General features: G+C 48.3%; 18 protein-coding genes. 14 read left to right on the top strand and 4 right to left on the bottom strand.

Annotated elements, in window-relative coordinates; translation table 11 throughout:
- Nucleotides 1–19 precede the first annotated feature (19 nt).
- The 3 genes from ACZ50P_RS09450 (at nt 20) to ACZ50P_RS09440 (ending at nt 4,214) form a co-directional block, all read left to right on the top strand.
- Entirely contained in the window at nt 20–847 is an 828-nt protein-coding gene (locus ACZ50P_RS09450) for a LysR family transcriptional regulator (protein ID WP_464130782.1), read from the top strand.
- A gap of 164 nt (nt 848–1,011) precedes the next feature.
- On the top strand, nt 1,012–2,130 hold the full coding sequence (locus tag ACZ50P_RS09445; protein WP_464130780.1) for a calcium:cation antiporter: 1,119 nt from the start codon (nt 1,012–1,014) through the stop codon (nt 2,128–2,130).
- 134 nt (nt 2,131–2,264) lie between these two features.
- Nucleotides 2,265–4,214 carry a methionine--tRNA ligase gene (locus ACZ50P_RS09440; RefSeq protein WP_464130779.1) on the top strand — a complete coding sequence of 650 codons (1,950 nt, stop codon included), beginning with the start codon at nt 2,265–2,267 and terminating at the stop codon, nt 4,212–4,214.
- A 101-nt stretch (nt 4,215–4,315) separates the two neighbouring features.
- On the opposite strand, the gene ACZ50P_RS09435 is transcribed toward ACZ50P_RS09440, so the two are convergent.
- Together ACZ50P_RS09435 and trhO are read right to left on the bottom strand one after the other, a co-directional pair.
- Entirely contained in the window at nt 4,316–4,600 is a 285-nt protein-coding gene (locus tag ACZ50P_RS09435; protein WP_464130778.1) for a hypothetical protein, read from the bottom strand.
- A 12-nt stretch (nt 4,601–4,612) separates the two neighbouring features.
- Nucleotides 4,613–5,662, bottom strand: a complete 1,050-nt coding sequence (trhO, locus tag ACZ50P_RS09430; RefSeq protein WP_464121363.1) for an oxygen-dependent tRNA uridine(34) hydroxylase TrhO — start codon at nt 5,660–5,662, stop codon at nt 4,613–4,615.
- Between the two features lie 154 nt (nt 5,663–5,816).
- On the opposite strand from trhO, the gene ACZ50P_RS09425 reads away from it, so the two are divergent.
- From ACZ50P_RS09425 to ACZ50P_RS09405, 5 genes are all read left to right on the top strand, one after another.
- On the top strand, nt 5,817–6,434 hold the full coding sequence (locus tag ACZ50P_RS09425) for a hypothetical protein (RefSeq protein ID WP_464130776.1): 618 nt from the start codon (nt 5,817–5,819) through the stop codon (nt 6,432–6,434).
- A 72-nt stretch (nt 6,435–6,506) separates the two neighbouring features.
- A complete protein-coding gene (locus tag ACZ50P_RS09420) occupies nt 6,507–8,114 on the top strand; it encodes a peptide chain release factor 3 (protein WP_464121361.1) in 1,608 nt (535 codons plus the stop codon).
- Between the two features lie 9 nt (nt 8,115–8,123).
- A complete protein-coding gene (locus ACZ50P_RS09415; RefSeq protein ID WP_464130775.1) occupies nt 8,124–9,041 on the top strand; it encodes an ABC transporter ATP-binding protein in 918 nt (305 codons plus the stop codon).
- Nucleotides 9,038–9,811, top strand: coding sequence for an ABC transporter permease (locus tag ACZ50P_RS09410; RefSeq protein WP_464130773.1), 774 nt, complete (start codon nt 9,038–9,040; stop codon nt 9,809–9,811). Before ACZ50P_RS09415 ends, ACZ50P_RS09410 begins: the two co-directional genes overlap by 4 nt.
- A 4-nt stretch (nt 9,812–9,815) precedes the next feature.
- Complete coding sequence (locus ACZ50P_RS09405) at nt 9,816–10,070, top strand: hypervirulence associated TUDOR domain-containing protein (protein WP_464130772.1); 255 nt, start codon at nt 9,816–9,818, stop codon at nt 10,068–10,070.
- 48 nt (nt 10,071–10,118) lie between these two features.
- Here the strand turns inward: ACZ50P_RS09405 and ACZ50P_RS09400 are convergent, their stop codons facing one another.
- Together ACZ50P_RS09400 and ACZ50P_RS09395 are read right to left on the bottom strand one after the other, a co-directional pair.
- Nucleotides 10,119–10,352, bottom strand: coding sequence for a hypothetical protein (locus tag ACZ50P_RS09400; protein ID WP_464130771.1), 234 nt, complete (start codon nt 10,350–10,352; stop codon nt 10,119–10,121).
- Nucleotides 10,353–10,561: 209 nt separating this feature from the next.
- A complete protein-coding gene (locus ACZ50P_RS09395) occupies nt 10,562–10,834 on the bottom strand; it encodes a hypothetical protein (protein WP_464130769.1) in 273 nt (90 codons plus the stop codon).
- A gap of 143 nt (nt 10,835–10,977) precedes the next feature.
- Between ACZ50P_RS09395 and ffh the strand changes: the two genes are divergently transcribed.
- The 6 genes from ffh (at nt 10,978) to ACZ50P_RS09365 (ending at nt 14,985) form a co-directional block, all read left to right on the top strand.
- Nucleotides 10,978–12,309, top strand: a complete 1,332-nt coding sequence (gene ffh / locus ACZ50P_RS09390) for a signal recognition particle protein (RefSeq protein WP_464130768.1) — start codon at nt 10,978–10,980, stop codon at nt 12,307–12,309.
- 68 nt (nt 12,310–12,377) lie between these two features.
- The gene (gene rpsP, locus ACZ50P_RS09385; protein WP_262551976.1) at nt 12,378–12,626 is read left to right on the top strand and encodes a 30S ribosomal protein S16; all 249 of its coding nucleotides are present in this window, start codon (nt 12,378–12,380) and stop codon (nt 12,624–12,626) included.
- Between the two features lie 62 nt (nt 12,627–12,688).
- Nucleotides 12,689–12,928, top strand: coding sequence for a KH domain-containing protein (locus ACZ50P_RS09380; protein WP_038446499.1), 240 nt, complete (start codon nt 12,689–12,691; stop codon nt 12,926–12,928).
- Nucleotides 12,929–13,069: 141 nt separating this feature from the next.
- The gene (gene rimM, locus ACZ50P_RS09375; RefSeq protein WP_464130767.1) at nt 13,070–13,588 is read left to right on the top strand and encodes a ribosome maturation factor RimM; all 519 of its coding nucleotides are present in this window, start codon (nt 13,070–13,072) and stop codon (nt 13,586–13,588) included.
- Nucleotides 13,581–14,408: a tRNA (guanosine(37)-N1)-methyltransferase TrmD gene (trmD, locus tag ACZ50P_RS09370; RefSeq protein WP_464130765.1), complete on the top strand. Its 828-nt coding sequence runs from the start codon at nt 13,581–13,583 to the stop codon at nt 14,406–14,408. The genes rimM and trmD overlap by 8 nt, the downstream gene beginning before the upstream one ends.
- The gene (locus tag ACZ50P_RS09365) at nt 14,401–14,985 is read left to right on the top strand and encodes an RNA methyltransferase (protein ID WP_464130763.1); all 585 of its coding nucleotides are present in this window, start codon (nt 14,401–14,403) and stop codon (nt 14,983–14,985) included. The genes trmD and ACZ50P_RS09365 overlap by 8 nt, the downstream gene beginning before the upstream one ends.
- Nucleotides 14,986–15,019 lie beyond the last annotated feature (34 nt).

Genomic DNA, 15,019 nt, shown 5'->3' with positions numbered 1-15,019 from the left:
AACACTTATGAAATATAGAATGAAAGATATTGAAAATTTCGCCCTAACCACAGGTTGTGCAACTATGGGAGAAGCTTCTCGAAAGCTTGGGATTAGTCAGCCCGCTCTTTCAGAGTCCATACAGCGCCTTGAAAGTGATCTTGGTGCTTCCGTTTTCTATCGCTCTCGTCAGGGAATTCAACTTACACCGAGGGGGCGTCTTTTTTTAACGAAGGTCAATGACTTGCTGAGCTCCATTCAAGAGCTTGATATGGATAGAAAAGATCAAAACATATTTGGAGGACAATCGATTTCGATTGGCTGCCATGTCACAGTGGCCTCTTACTGTTTGCCGCAAGCTTTATCGACACTGCAAAAATTGGCCCCGGACTATCGCATAGAGCTTCGTCACGATCTATCTCGTATAGTGCAAGCAGAGGTTCAGCATGGACGCTTGGATGTGGGGATTGTTATTAATCCAGTTCGAGTTCCAGATTTGGTGGTGTCTCGCTTGGGCTATGATACTGTTGCAGTTTGGGAGGGGGCAAGTGTCGTTGATCCACAGACGGTTATTTGCAACTCCAATCTTTTTCAATCTCAATCGATCTTAAAAAAATGGAAACTGCGTCCGCAAAAAACCATTGAAACCGAAAGCCTGGACTTGATTTGTCGACTGACGGGCAAGGGGCTTGGATATGGAATTATTCCCACCAAAGCTGTTGAGTTGTCGGACGAAAACCTGCGGCAGGTGAAGTCGCTACCGACTTATAAGGATGAAATCGCGTTGGTTCATCGTCCTGAGTTTGGGCGCTCCCAACCTGAACGATTATTACTTGAGGCTATTCGATCTGCGGTTCAGTGTATCTAGCAGTCCTTATGGCGCATCCTGTCAGTGTGCTCTCTAAAGCTCGATGGAAAACCATCGGGCCTTTTCCTTTTTCAGCGCATTGTGATTTTTTTCTGATTTCCACTTGCCCAAGACCATTATCCACCTTTAAGGCTTAAAGGGAGCTTCACAAAGGAGATACCAGCATGATCGTGAGCGCCGCACAATTTGTCCGAAAAGGACTGGAACCCCAACATCTCATTTCATCCTTAAGTTTGATCGTCTTTTTGTTGTCCAGTGTCTTTGCGGAAGAAAATTTGTGGGTCTCGATCACCGCAGCAGTTTTTCTGGGGGTCGCTGTGATGTCCTCTGTCCACCACGCCGAAGTTATTGCCCATAAAATCGGTGAGGGTCTGGGAACTCTGGTTCTAGCTCTGTGTGTGACTATCATCGAGGTGGGGTTGATTGTTTCTTTAATGAATCAGTCGACTGAAGCCAGTGCGGAAGCCTCCGTTTTGGCTCGTGACACCGTATTTGCCGCAGTGATGATTATCACCAACGGGATGGTGTCTCTGTGCCTGATACTGGGGGGCTTGAAGTACAAAGAGCAGGAGTTCCAGGTTCAAGGTTCCAAAAGCCTGATGGTCGTGCTTATGACTCTGGCGCTGTTGGTGTTTGTGCTTCCGAACTATACCACCACGACGTCTGTGGGGACCTACAATACGCCTCAGATGATCTTCATTGGCGCCATTTGTGTTCTTTTGTATCTTCTGTTCATATTCTTCCAGACCACGACCCACAAGGCCTATTTCGAAGCAGTCGATAAGACCAGCGACATTACTCCGATTGACACAACTCACGAAATTTCTGTTGTGGATGCGTGGCTAAGTTTTATTTCTTTGTGCGTAAGTCTGGTGGCGGTGATCGGGCTTGCCAAGATGATTTCTCCATTGATTGAGCAGGGTGTGGATTACTTCGGGGCTCCGAAATCGGTGGTGGGACTTTTGATCGCAGCTATCGTTCTTCTTCCAGAAACATGGGCGGCCATCAATGCGGCCCGTGCCAATCGCCTGCAAACAAGTTTGAATCTGGCCCTGGGGTCCGGGATTGCCAGTATCGCCCTGACGATCCCGACTGTGATTGTGTTCTGTCTTTTGACGAATCAGTCTTTGATGTTGGGGCTTAGCAATAAAGACATGGTCTTTATGCTCATGACATTCATGGCGGGCATGATCACTTTGGGGACAGGGAAGGCGACGTTGCTTCAAGGGGCGGTTCACGGGGTGATTCTGCTGACTTACTTTGTGATGTCTTTTATCCCTTAGTGGGACTTTCGATGTAAAAGAGGCTGTTGATATGGTGCGCAAGCAGCCTCGGCCGTCCTAATTTCCCTCTCTGGGATAGGCTCCCGTTGCATCACTCTTTGAATTTCGATAAATTAAGTACTTTAGGGGTTAAAATGCAGCCAGGATCAAAGCCAGAAAATAAATTCTCTCCTCCAACAGATGTTAAAACCGTTCTGAATATGTTTAAGAAACCAAAAAAGGTTGTGGTGACGGCGGGGATGCCGTACGCAAACGGCCCTTTGCATCTGGGGCATCTTGCCGGGGCGCACGTGCCAGCAGACATTTATGCTCGTTGGATGCGCATGCTGATCGGGGCGGAAAACGTCCTGTTCGTGAACGGCAATGACGATCATGGTTCGACCAGTGAAGTGGCGGCGGTTCAGGCCGGAAAGACCATCCGCGAATTTATCGACACCATCCATGAAAAACAAAAAGAGACTCTGAAAAAATACTCTATTCAGACTGACGTATTTACGGGGACTTCTCGCCCGGAAACTTATCCATGGCATGAACAGTATTCTCAGGATTTCCTGCGTCGTCTGTTTGAAAATGGCATGCTGGAAAAGCGCATCACCAAGCAGTGGTATGATCCGAAGATGAGCCGCTTCCTGCAGGACCGTTTTGTACGTGGAACCTGCCCGAACTGCGGTAACACCGAAGCTTATTCGGATGAGTGTGATGCCTGCGGTACGCAGTTTGATCCAAGCACTCTGCAGAATCCGCGCAGTCAGCTGAGTGACGCCAAACCAGAGCTGAAAGACACCGCTCACTGGTGGTTGGACATGTGGAAGGTTGCAGACCCTTTGAAGGCCTGGATCGACACCAAACAAAAAGCCTGGCGCTCAGCGGTTGTCCAGGAGGTCAGCAATACGGTTCTGATTGGTTGCCGCTTTGAAAATCAATTCGAAGCAAAATACAAAGAAATCAAAGAGACTTTGCCCAAGCATAAGTCCCGTTACGTGGCGGGTAAAAAAGTGGAGTGTCTGTTTGATTCCAAGGCGGATCTTGCGCAGGCGCAGGCTGCGTTGGAGGCTGCGGGGATTCCATCGGTTGTGACAGACAAATGGGGCTATCGTCCGATCACTCGTGACGTGTCCTGGGGGATACCGGTTCCAGCCGAGCTGGATCCTGAAATGAAAGGCAAGACCTTGTATGTCTGGCCGGACTCTTTGATTGCTCCTATCGTTTTCACAAAAGTGGCTTTGGAGCAGTCAGGTCGTGACCCTGAACAGTATAAGGATTTCTGGTGTGATCCAGAGGCTACGGTGGTGCAGTTCCTGGGGCAGGACAATGTATTCTTCTATGTGATCATGCAGGGCGCGATGTGGTTGGGTCATAAGCCGAACCCTATGCAACTTCCGCATAAAGGCGATCTGCAAATGACGGAAATCTTAAGCTGTTATCACCTGATGGTGAATGGTGAAAAGATGAGCAAGTCCAAGGGGAATTTCTACACCGGGGATCAGTTGCTTGAGATGGGTTATTCCCCGGATCAGGTTCGTTACTTCCTGGCGTTGTTAAGCTTGCCAGTGAAAGCATCCAACTTTGATTTTGAACACTTTGCCGAACGCAATAAGTTCCTGGCTGGTCCTATGAACGCGGCTTTCGAAAAGCCGATTTCAGCCTGCAACTCAAAATTTAACGGTAAAGTTCCTGAAGGTAAACTGATCGGTAAAGCTGAAGCTGAAACTGTGAAGATTGTGCAAATGTATCTGCGCTCGATGCAAAAAGGCGACTATGCGATTTTGCTGGGGCAGATTGAAAACTACGCACGACAGATCAATTCATTGTTCACGCAGTACAAACCGCACGATGACCGTGCGCCGGAAGCGGAAAGAAAAGATGCTCTTTTCACCTGCTTCTATGTATTGAAGAACTTGATGATCATGCTGGCGCCATTTGTTCCGGAAACGGTGAACGAGCTTCGTAAGTCTTTGAATCTTCCAGAAAGCGTGTTGCGCGCGGAAGAGCTGGGAACAGGAATTCCTGCTGGCCACGCCATTGGTGCGAAGGGAGTTTATTTCCCGGCGGTTAAAGACGAAGGCAGCGCTGAGGCTGAATAGTCCTTGAAGTTGTTGTGTCTAAATAAAAAAAGCCCGGCTCAAGTCCGGGCTTTTTTGTGTGAACTGGGTCCCTTCTTTCAGGGGAAAGAAAGGGTATGGTATTAATGAACACCCAGAACCTTGCACGTGTTGGCTTCAACTTTAACCCATGAATCTGTCCGGCTTTGAGTTTCAAGGTTCAAGATCTCAATGCGATAGTAGATGGAATCGTCTTGTGTTTCAGCGCTGTAGATATTCAGTGTAATCATCGCATCCTGGCCATTGGCATACAGATAGTGATCATATGCCGCTTTTAGAGCTTCAGGTTGGCATTTGATGACATTGGATGCCAGGGACAGAGAGTGCGACGCAAAGATAAGAGCAAATACCGCAAAAGCTTTTTTCATACGAGGTCCTTTCTAGGGATTCTTTTTCTCAGAGACGGTTTCAGCTTCGCCTCTGGGGTTCATGGAAATATATTTGGTGCGGGTCACGCGGATCTTCGGTAGCTCGGCAGGGTCTTTTCCTTCGGCAGCCATTTTTTCGATCTCAAACGGGACCACTTGTTTTTTTCCTTTGCGCGCGGGATGTTTTTCAAGCTGATAAGCGCAGTTTTTAGAGCAGGTGTCCTTGGCATACTCAATCTTGATACAGTCTTCACAGATCAATTCGTGAGCATCACAGCGTTTACATTCAATTTTGATGGTAGAAGGCTGGCCACAGTGAGGGCACAGGCCAAACTTCGTGGTGGGCTTTAGTTCCTGATTAACAGCCACACGGTGGTCAAAGACAAAGCATTCACCTTCGAATTGGTCGTTTGGATATTCTTTGATGTAGTTCAGAATACCGCCGTCCAGTTGATAGACGTTGTTATAGCCTTTGTCCTGAAGTTCCAGAATGCCTTTTTCACAGCGGATTCCTCCGGTGCAGAAGATCAGCATTTTTTTGTCTTTAGGAATGCCCTGGGCCTCAATGTACTGAGGGAATTCCGTGAATTTTTCGATATTAGGATTCAAAGCCCCCTTAAAGGTTCCGATTTTGTACTCGTACCAGTTGCGGGTGTCGATCATGACGTAATCGGATTCTTCCTTCAGAACGCGATTCCACTCTGTTGGGGACAGGTGATGGTTCACGCCTTCCGGTGGCATCACGCCAGGGATTCCTGTTGTGACGATCTCACTGCGGATTTTAACCTTGAAGCGGCGAAACGGAGCCTTGTTAGACTCGGAATCTTTGAAGAACTGATCCGGAGAGTTGAAGTATTCGCGAATAAAGTTTTTCCAGGCAGCGAAAGACTCCAGGGAGGAGGTTGCGCAGGTGGAGTTAAACCCTTCTTCACCCAGGATCACAAGACCCTTCACATTAAGTTCTTCGGCTTTGTCTTCAAGAGCTTTTTGAATGGCCGGCAAGTCGGCTAGTTTTGTAAAACGATAGAATGCCGTAACATAATAGTTCGACGTCTCAGACATATGGTCACCTTCCATTATCCACCACCAATCTCTCGGTGGCTGTCTTGGCTCCAAACCAAGGGGAGTTAAAAAGTATGGAGGCTGTTATAGGGGCTTTTTTCTCTTGAGGCAAGAGTCCTGACCCAGTTAGCCTTAAATACGAGGGGTAATTTGTATGAAATTCTTGGTCTTTTCCGTATTGGTGAGCACTTTGACAGCATTTTCTGCCTTGGCGGAAGAGCCTATGCCCATTCCTCGTTTGGAGGGGCTGTACAATTATCAGGATGACTTTGTAGTGACCCTGATTCGTCGGGTGGAGGATATTCCCGACACAACGGCTGAAGGCAAAGCGCGGGTGAAGCAGCTTCGGAAAGAGGGGCATTCTTGTGGGCGTAAAAATCCCCAGGTGGCTCGCTGTATTAAGTCGGAAAGGCCTAATGCCCCGCTGGAAGAACTGCGGGCTCCTGTAGCCAACCTGATGCGCACTGTGGATGTGGAATTCTATCCAGGTGAAGAGCCGCCGGTGCTGAATCACAATGGGTCTAGCACCCAGGAGTGGCTTTTGCGGGATGTAGTTCGCCTGATGAAGAAGAAAGTGAATCTGTATTTTGTTGTGCGCAGCTATGAAGGGCGCATTTCATTGAGTTTCCCGGTTTCTGAGGGGCAACCCATCGGGAATCTGATCTATCATGGTGCTGATAAATTAGGCCTTCAGCTCACGGCCAGCCGTAAAGAGTCGCCCTCCGTCACGATCGGTTATGTGATGGAAGCTTATTTAAATCCGGGATTATGATTGCGGCGCGGCATTTGCTTGTAAGACGGGGTTTTTCCCCGTAAAAAGATCTTTTCACTAAGGAAGATCCAAATGCTCGCAACTCCGCAGATTCAAAAAGAAATTCAACGTCGTCGCACGTTCGCTATCATCTCGCACCCGGATGCCGGGAAGACGACATTGACCGAAAAGCTGCTCTATCACGGGGGAGTGATTCACGAGACCGGGGAAGTGAAAGGCAAGCAGGGAACCAAGGCTGTGACGTCCGACTGGATGGCGATGGAGCGAGAAAAAGGGATCTCCATCACATCTTCTGTGATGACTTTCGACTTCGACGGTTTGCGTGTGAACCTTCTGGACACCCCGGGACACAAAGACTTCTCGGAGGACACGTACCGTGTTTTGATGGCCGTGGAATCCGCGTGCATGTTGATTGACGTGGCCAAGGGTGTGGAAGAGCGTACCAAGAAACTTTACGAAGTCTGCCGCATGCGCCATATCCCGATTTTCACTTTCGTGAACAAGTTGGACCGTGAGGGGAAGGATCCTCTGACCTTGATTGATGAGGTCGAAAAAACCCTGAATATGCAGTGTTACCCGGTGACCTGGCCGTTGGGTATCGGGCAGCGCTTCCGCGGTATTTACAATCGTCTGACCAAAGAACTTTGGATCTACGATCAGCGCCGTGAGGAAGTGGAAGACTACAAAATCATTCCTTTCGAAAAAGGCAAGGACGATCAAATTTTGTACGACTATCTGGATAAGGAATCCGCCGATCAGGTTTTGGAAGAGCTGGATCTGATCGAAGGTGCGCTGCCTCCATTTGATGTGAATGAATTCTTGAGCGGAGCGATTTCGCCGGTGACGTTTGGATCTGCCAAACAGAATTTCGGGGTGGATACGTTCCTGCAGTTCTTTACGAAGTACGCTCCAGGTCCACAGCCTCGTCACACCAAAGATGGCAAGGATATGGATCCTTGCGATGCGAATTTCTCGGGCTTTGTATTTAAAATCCAGGCCAATATGGATAAACGTCACCGTGACCGTATTGCGTTCATTCGTATTTGTTCCGGCAAGTTTGAGCGTGGGATGAAAGTCAAACACTCCCGTCACGATAAGGAACTGCGCCTGTCATATGCCAGTCAGTTTATCGCTGCGGATAAAGAGACAGTCGATGATGCTTATGCCGGTGATATTGTCGGGGTGGGGGATACGGGCAATTTTGCGATCGGTGACTGTGTATATGCTTCTGGCAAAGTTCACTTTGAGGATATTCCAAAATTTGCTCCCGAGCTGTTCGGGAAACTGTCTGTCCGGGACGCTTTGAAACGTCAGAAGATGAACGAAGCCCTGATTCACTTGTCGGAAGAGGGCGCGATTCAGTTGTTCATTGATCCAATCATCGGCCCTCAGGATCCGATTATTGGGGCGGTCGGCGAGCTTCAGTTTGAAGTGTTGTTGCGTCGTCTGCTGGATGAATACAATCTGGAAGTGAAGCTGACTCGCCTGCCATACGGCGTGGCCCGCTGGCCGCGCACCGAAGATGGTAAGCCCGTCGCGGATCTCAAAGGCGGTGCAAACATGTTCCGTGATTTGCAGGACAACCCCGTTGTGCTGGTCAATCAGGAATGGGACTTGAACTGGTTGAAGCGTGAAAACCCAACAGTCGAGTTCCACACGAGCATCACTCGCGCGCGGTAAGGCGGCAGTATGATTTTACCATTGGAAATTTCCAATCTGCGCAAAACCTACAAAGGTGGCACAGTCGAGGCGGTGAAAGGTGTTTCCTTCACCGTCAAACCGGGCGAGATTTTCGGCCTTCTGGGCCCGAACGGCGCAGGTAAGACCACGATCATCTCAACGATCACAACTCTTGAAAAACCAACATCCGGAACAGTACAGGTCTTCGGCGTGGATGTTCAGAAAGATCCTCTGTTCACGAAACGCCAGATCGGGGTGGTTCACCAGGAAGTTATCACATCGGGCTTTTTTGATGTGGAAGAAATTCTGACGTTCCATTCTGGATATTATGGGCTGCGCAACAATAAAGAGCGCATTCATTTTCTTTTGGAAAAGCTGTCTTTGTTTGAGCATCGACACAAAAAAGTGAAACAGCTTTCCGGTGGGATGAAGCGGCGTCTGATGATTGCCAAAGCTTTGGTTCATAATCCGAAACTGCTTTTGCTGGATGAACCGACGGCAGGCGTGGATATTCGCCTGCGTGAAGATCTGTGGCGCTTTGTGGAAGAGCTTCGCAATGATGGGATGTCGATTCTTTTAACCACTCACTATCTGGAAGAGGCTCAGCAGCTTTGTGATCGCGTGGGAATCATCAATCTGGGCAGTCTGGTCGAGTTGGGTAACACCAAAGCCATCATTCGCCAGTACACTCTGAAAAAGATCCGTGTGATCCTGACAGAAAGGCACCCACTGCAGTCCGAATACCTGCAAGAAGTTGACGGTAAGGAGTACCTGTTTATCGTTCCTCAGAATAAGACCCTGGGGGAATTCCTGAGCGAGGTGGCAATTCCTACGGCCTTGATTCAGGATATTCACATCGAAGAGGGTAATTTGGAAGAAGCCTTCCTCAAGCTTGTCAGTAAGAAAGATGTCCAGGTGCCGCTATGACCGGATTCATTACGATCTTTCAGCGTGAAATCGCACGTTTTTTGAAAGTCATCGTGCAAACGGTGATCACTCCTTTTGTTTCCTCATTCCTGTATCTGTTGATCTTTGGTGTGTCCTTGGGCGGTCAGATGCAGGCTCACCAGGGTGTCAGTTATTTAAGTTTTTTGATTCCCGGTTTGATGATGATGGGGCTTATTAACAACGCGTTTCAGAATTCATCGTCTTCTGTGGTGTCTTCAAAGTTTTCCGGTGATCTGGAGGACTTGCGAGTGGCGCCAGTGACAGATCATGAAATTATCTGGGCGATGAGTTTGGCATCATTGGTGCGCGGAACGATTGTGGCCTTGATCACTTATATTGTGGGTGCACTTTTCATGTACTATCAACAGGGCGAGTGGCTGATGATAGCTCATCCTTTGATCACCCTGTTCTTCGTTGTGATGGCGGGTTTGATCTTCGGTATGATCGGTATCAGTATTGCCTTCTGGGCGACGACCTTTGATCAGCTTTCGGCTTTTTCGGCGTTCATTTTACTTCCTCTGACTTACCTGGGTGGGGTGTTTTTATCTATCGAACATCTGCATCCGTTCTGGCAGGCGGTGTCCAAAGCGAATCCGTTGCTGTACCTGATCAACGGTCTGCGCTATGGCATTTTAGGCGTCAGCGACGTCAATGTCTGGACGGCGGCGATCATTTCCATGATTGGTTTTGCGGTGTTCTTTGCAGTGGCTAAATTCAGTCTGAAAAAAGGCTCTTTCCAGCGTTGGTGATTTAATGAAAGCATTTCGTAAGAATCAGAAAGTGCAGTGGAAGTGGTTGGGTCGCCCTATTTCCGGAGTGGTTGAAGAAATATATTTGGAATCCGTGACTCAAACGATCAAAGGAAAACAGATCACCCGTCACGGCTCTCCCGAAAAGCCCGCTTATCTGGTGAAGTCCGATGCCGGAAATCTGGCTTTAAAACTGCACAGCGAGCTTCAGACCGCGTCAGCCCCAGGGAAGCAGTTCAAAATCTTCTCTGACGACTGAGCTTTGACTTTGGCATCCTGGTCTTCCGCTCCTGTGTTAAGGATTTCATCATAAAGTCAGCTTGATATGACGGGGCCCTGGATGGATCCACAAAGACTCCTGTCTTTTTTGGATGGATTCTTCGATTGCGCCCGCACGATCATCGCTGGATGGCAGCAGGGATTTGAGTTCTGAGGTGTGGGCTGACTTAAGCTGACTGGAACTCGTGGTATTGCTCCCGGGGCTTGCGGCTGCGGAAGAAAGTGCGGTAAGTAAAATAGCGGCTGTTAAAAGTGGTTTCATTTGTACCTCTAGGTTTGTTGTTTGCGAAACCTTAGAGCAAAATACGGGACCGCTTTTTGAGTGTGTCAGAGTGCGATAAATTTGAGCTGAGATGATTTTTTCTTAAAACAAGGAATAGACGGGTCTGCGTTCTTGGAAATCGGACGGAGACGGGCAAGTGCCGGACATCCGGCGGTTCAGGGCCACCGGATCGTATTTGAAGGCGGGAATTAGAATGACGCCGGAGCAGGGGACTGGGAAGTTTGAGTTCCGTCGTTCACCACGCTGAAATTCAAAGATTCGAATTCCTTGTAACGTCTTCTCTCGTCTTCCAGGCGCTGAGCTTCGATTTTTTCCAGAATTGTGTTTTCAGTTTGGACTTCCATTTGTTTACGAGCGTCTCTCAGGCTGTCCATGGTGGTGGAGTGAGACGTTCTTAGGCCCGTTTGCGCAGATGCAACAGCCGCAGCTCCCAGAACAGAAACAAGTACAAATTTTTTCATAAAGTGCCCCTTTGTGAGTCCTCATACCGGGAAATAACTCATAAAGAATGCCTTGACGCACTGCCGGAGTATATTATTCTCAGTCCCTGCTTCTTTGTCATTCCGGTGGGGATGGGGTAAAGAAGATCCTTCAGGAGTTTCACATGTTTGAGAATTTATCAGATAAAATCATGACAAGCCTTAAGAAGGTCCGCGGTCAGCACAAGATCAGCGAGGCCAATATTGAGGAAGTGATCAAGGAAATCCGTCTGAGTCTTCTTGAAGCGGACGTGAACTTCAAAGTCGTTAAAACCTTCATCGACAAGGTCAAAGAAAAAGCTCTGGGGCAGGATGTTCTAACCAACGTTAACCCGGGCCAGATGTTCGTTAAGATCGTTCACGACGAGTTGGTGAACGTTTTGGGTGGCGGCGCGGTTGAAATCAACGTGCGCGAAAACCCCAGCGTGATCTTCTTGGTGGGTTTGCAGGGCGCGGGTAAAACCACGTCGGCTGCAAAATTGTCTCTGTACATTCGCCAGAAGCTCAATAAAAAACCAGGTCTGGTTCCGGCCGACATTTACCGTCCGGCGGCGATCGATCAGTTGCAGACTTTGGGTAAGCAAAACAACATTCCGACCTTCCCAACCCAAGTGGGCATGAAGCCGGAAGAGATTCTGGAAAAAGCCAAACAATGGGCCCGCGACAACATGGTCGAAGTGGTCATTGTCGATACGGCAGGCCGCCTGCAAATTGACGAAGACCTGATGGGCGAGCTGGGCCGCTTGAAAGAAATCTGGACGCCGCAGGAAATTCTTCTGGTGGCGGACGCGATGCTAGGTCAGCAGTCCGTGAATGTCGCTGAGGGCTTCCATAAGCGTTTAAATCTGACGGGCCTTGTGTTGACCAAGGTGGACGGGGATGCGCGCGGTGGTGCGGCCTTGTCCATTCGCGAAGTGACAGGGATTCCTATTAAGTTCCTCGGTGTGGGTGAAAAAGTCTCTGCCTTGGAAGTCTTCCATCCGGATCGTCTTGCGGGACGTATTTTGGATATGGGGGATGTGCTTTCTTTGGTCGAGAAAGCGCAGGAAGTGATCGATGAAAAGGCGGCTCGTGATTCAGCCAAAAAGCTGATGAAAAACGAGTTCACCCTTGAAGACTTCCTGACTCAGATCCAGCAGCTCAAAAAAATGGGCGGCTTTGAAAGTATTTTGAAATTTTTACCGGGCATGGGGGAGTTGAGCAAACAGCTTAAAAACATGACCCCTCCGGATGCAGAAATGAAGAAAATTGAGGCGATCATTCGCTCGATGACTATCCAGGAACGGCAAAACCATAAGATCTTAAATGCGTCGCGTCGCATGAGGATCGCTCAAGGGAGCGGAACTCAGGTTCAAGACGTGAACAAGCTGATAAAGCAGTTTGAGGACGCTAAAAAGATGATGGGCGGGCTGATGAAAATGGGTATGGGTCGAGGCGGAATGAAGTTTCCATTTTAGGGCTTGATATTTAACCATGAACCAAGTACAAACTTGGACTTACTGTTTTTGATACATGAGGTTTAGAAATGGCAGTTGTAATTCGTTTGGCTCGTATGGGCGCTAAGCATGATCCTAAATACCGCGTAACTGTAGCGGATTCTCGTCGTTATGTGACTGGTAAATTCCTTGATATCCTTGGAACTTACATTCCTTCTCCAAAAGGTAACGACAAAAAGGTTGAACTTGATCTGGCTAAAGTTGAAGAGTGGATCAAAAAAGGTGCTCAACCTACAGATCGCGTAAAACACGTGATCAAATTGGCTCAAGCTAAATAAGTTGTTGGCTTCCTATTTGGTTTTGTTAAACTACCAGATAGGTACTATCTGTGGGGGTAAATATGGATAGCTTGAAAGACCTCGTTGAGTTCATGGCAAAATCCCTAGTGGACAAGCCAGAAAATGTCGAAGTTGATGAAATCCCTGGGCAGCAAACCACACTTCTTGCTTTAAAGGTTGATAAAGAAGACCTTGGTAAAGTGATTGGTAAGCAAGGTAAAACTGCTGCGGCAATGAGAACCATCATCCGCGCGGCTGGTACAAAGCTGAACAAACGTTATCACTTGGATATCGTTGAATAATTTAGCTCGATAAAATTTAGAGATAATTCTCAAGGAAGGGGTTGCCAATACGGTAACCCCTTTCTTTTTTGCGATGCCGGTGAATAAGAAACGGCATCAGGGAAGACGGCGCGTCTTCCCAGTATGATACGGAGACGGAAAATGAAGTTAGTAGGTAAGATTCGCGAAGCTCACGGACTTAAAGGTGATCTTTATGTTTTAGTTTTTTCGGGTGATATTTCCTGGGCAAAGCGCATGAAGTCCTTCGGTTTGAAGGCAAAAGACTCTGATGAGATCAAATCCTTCACGGTCGAGCGCACGAAGCCTTTTAAAAAAGGTCTGATTGTGAAAGCCGGCGAAGTTACAGATCGCACTATGGCAGAAGGTCTGGAGCACATGGAGTTCTATATCGACGATGAACTTTTAGTGTCCAAGCCGGGCGAAACTATCTATCTGGAAGAAATTAAAAACTTCAAATTGAAGAATCCGGAACAAACTGTTTTGGGCGAAATCGTTGGTTTCTCCTCGAACGGCGTTCAGGATCTTTTGGTTGTTGAGACGACCACAGGCAAGCAAGCTGAAATTCCGTTCGTGGATCAGTTCATTAAAAAGATTGATTTCAAGCACCAGGCTGTGGTGATGGACCTTCCAGAAGGTCTGCTTGATCTGGAAAATGCTTAAGATAGACGTGATCACTCTTTTTCCTGAGATGATTGAAAACGCCGTGTCCCACGGTGTTTTGGGTCAGGCTTTGAAGGGTGATCTGCTCTCTGTTCATGCGCACACGCCGCGCGAATTTGCCACGGACAAGCATAAGACTGTTGATGATCGCCCTTTCGGGGGCGGTGACGGCATGATCATGCTTTCGGAAACTTTGGAAAAAAGCCTTCTTAAGGTGAAACATAATACTTCCAGAGTCATCTATCTTTCCCCTCAAGGTTCGGTGCTAACCGACGAAAAGGCCCGACAGCTGTCCCAGGCAGAGCATCTGGTTTTGATCTGTGGGCGCTATGGTGGGATCGACCAAAGAATCATCAACACCTATGTGGATGAGGAAATCTCCATCGGAGATTACGTGCTTTCCGGTGGGGAGCTGGGCGCGCTGGTCGTGATTGATGCGCTTTCCAGATTTATTCCGGGTGTATTAGGTCATGCAGACTCTGCGGATCAGGATAGCTTTTCTCAAGGACTGCTTGAACATCCCAACTACACCCGGCCTCGTCAGTATCTGGATCAGGAAGTGCCTGAGGTTTTGCTGAGTGGAAATCACAAGTTGATCGTGGAATGGAAAGAAAAGGTTTCGGCCTTGGTCACTTTAAAAAAGCGACCGGATTTATTTAAAGAATATATTAAAGTGGAGCGTGAGAAGTATCACGCCCTGAAAAAAAAGAAGACTGCCGAGCCATTGAAGGAACTCTTGAAGTTTTGGCAGCAAATGTCCCTGCAAGATCGCAAAGTTTTGGGGCTGCAGGGGTTGAATGAGGAAGACTTCCATGACTGAAGAAACACCTTACGTGCCTCGTCTGGCGATTGGTCTGGTTCACTATCCAGTCCGGGATCGTCTGCAAAAAACCGTGGCGACGAACATCACCAATTTCGATATTCACGACATCGCCAGAGCGGCCACGGTTTATGGGGTGGAAAAATATTACATCATCCATCCCATGAAAGAGCAGCTCATGTTCGTAGACCGGGTTCTGGATCACTGGCGCACGGGGCAGGGGGCGAAGTTCAACCCCATGAGAAAGACCGCTCTAGGCAACGTTATGGCGGTTGAGAGCGTAGAGCAGGCTATGGCTGATTGGAACGTCCCAGAGGCATTGACGATCGCCACCACGGCCCGTACAGAGTGGGCGAAGCATAAGTATAGTTTTGCTGAGCTGCGTAATGAAATGCATGTGGCCAAAAAGCCAGTTTTTATGCTATTTGGTACGGGCTTCGGTTTGACAGAAGACCTCATCAGATCCTGCTCAGGGGTTCTGGAGAGCATTAGGGGTGCTCCCCCCAAAGATTATCGGCATCTTTCCGTAAGATCTGCCGTAAGTATCTGTCTTGACCGTGTCATGGGTCCATGGTAGACCCTTGTTTTACTTTTTGTGAAAATTGACTGCT

This window comes from Bdellovibrio sp. CKG001 (assembly GCF_055397465.1).
Note: the sequence above shows the minus strand (reverse complement) of the source record. Positions and strands in the feature narration are given on the sequence as shown.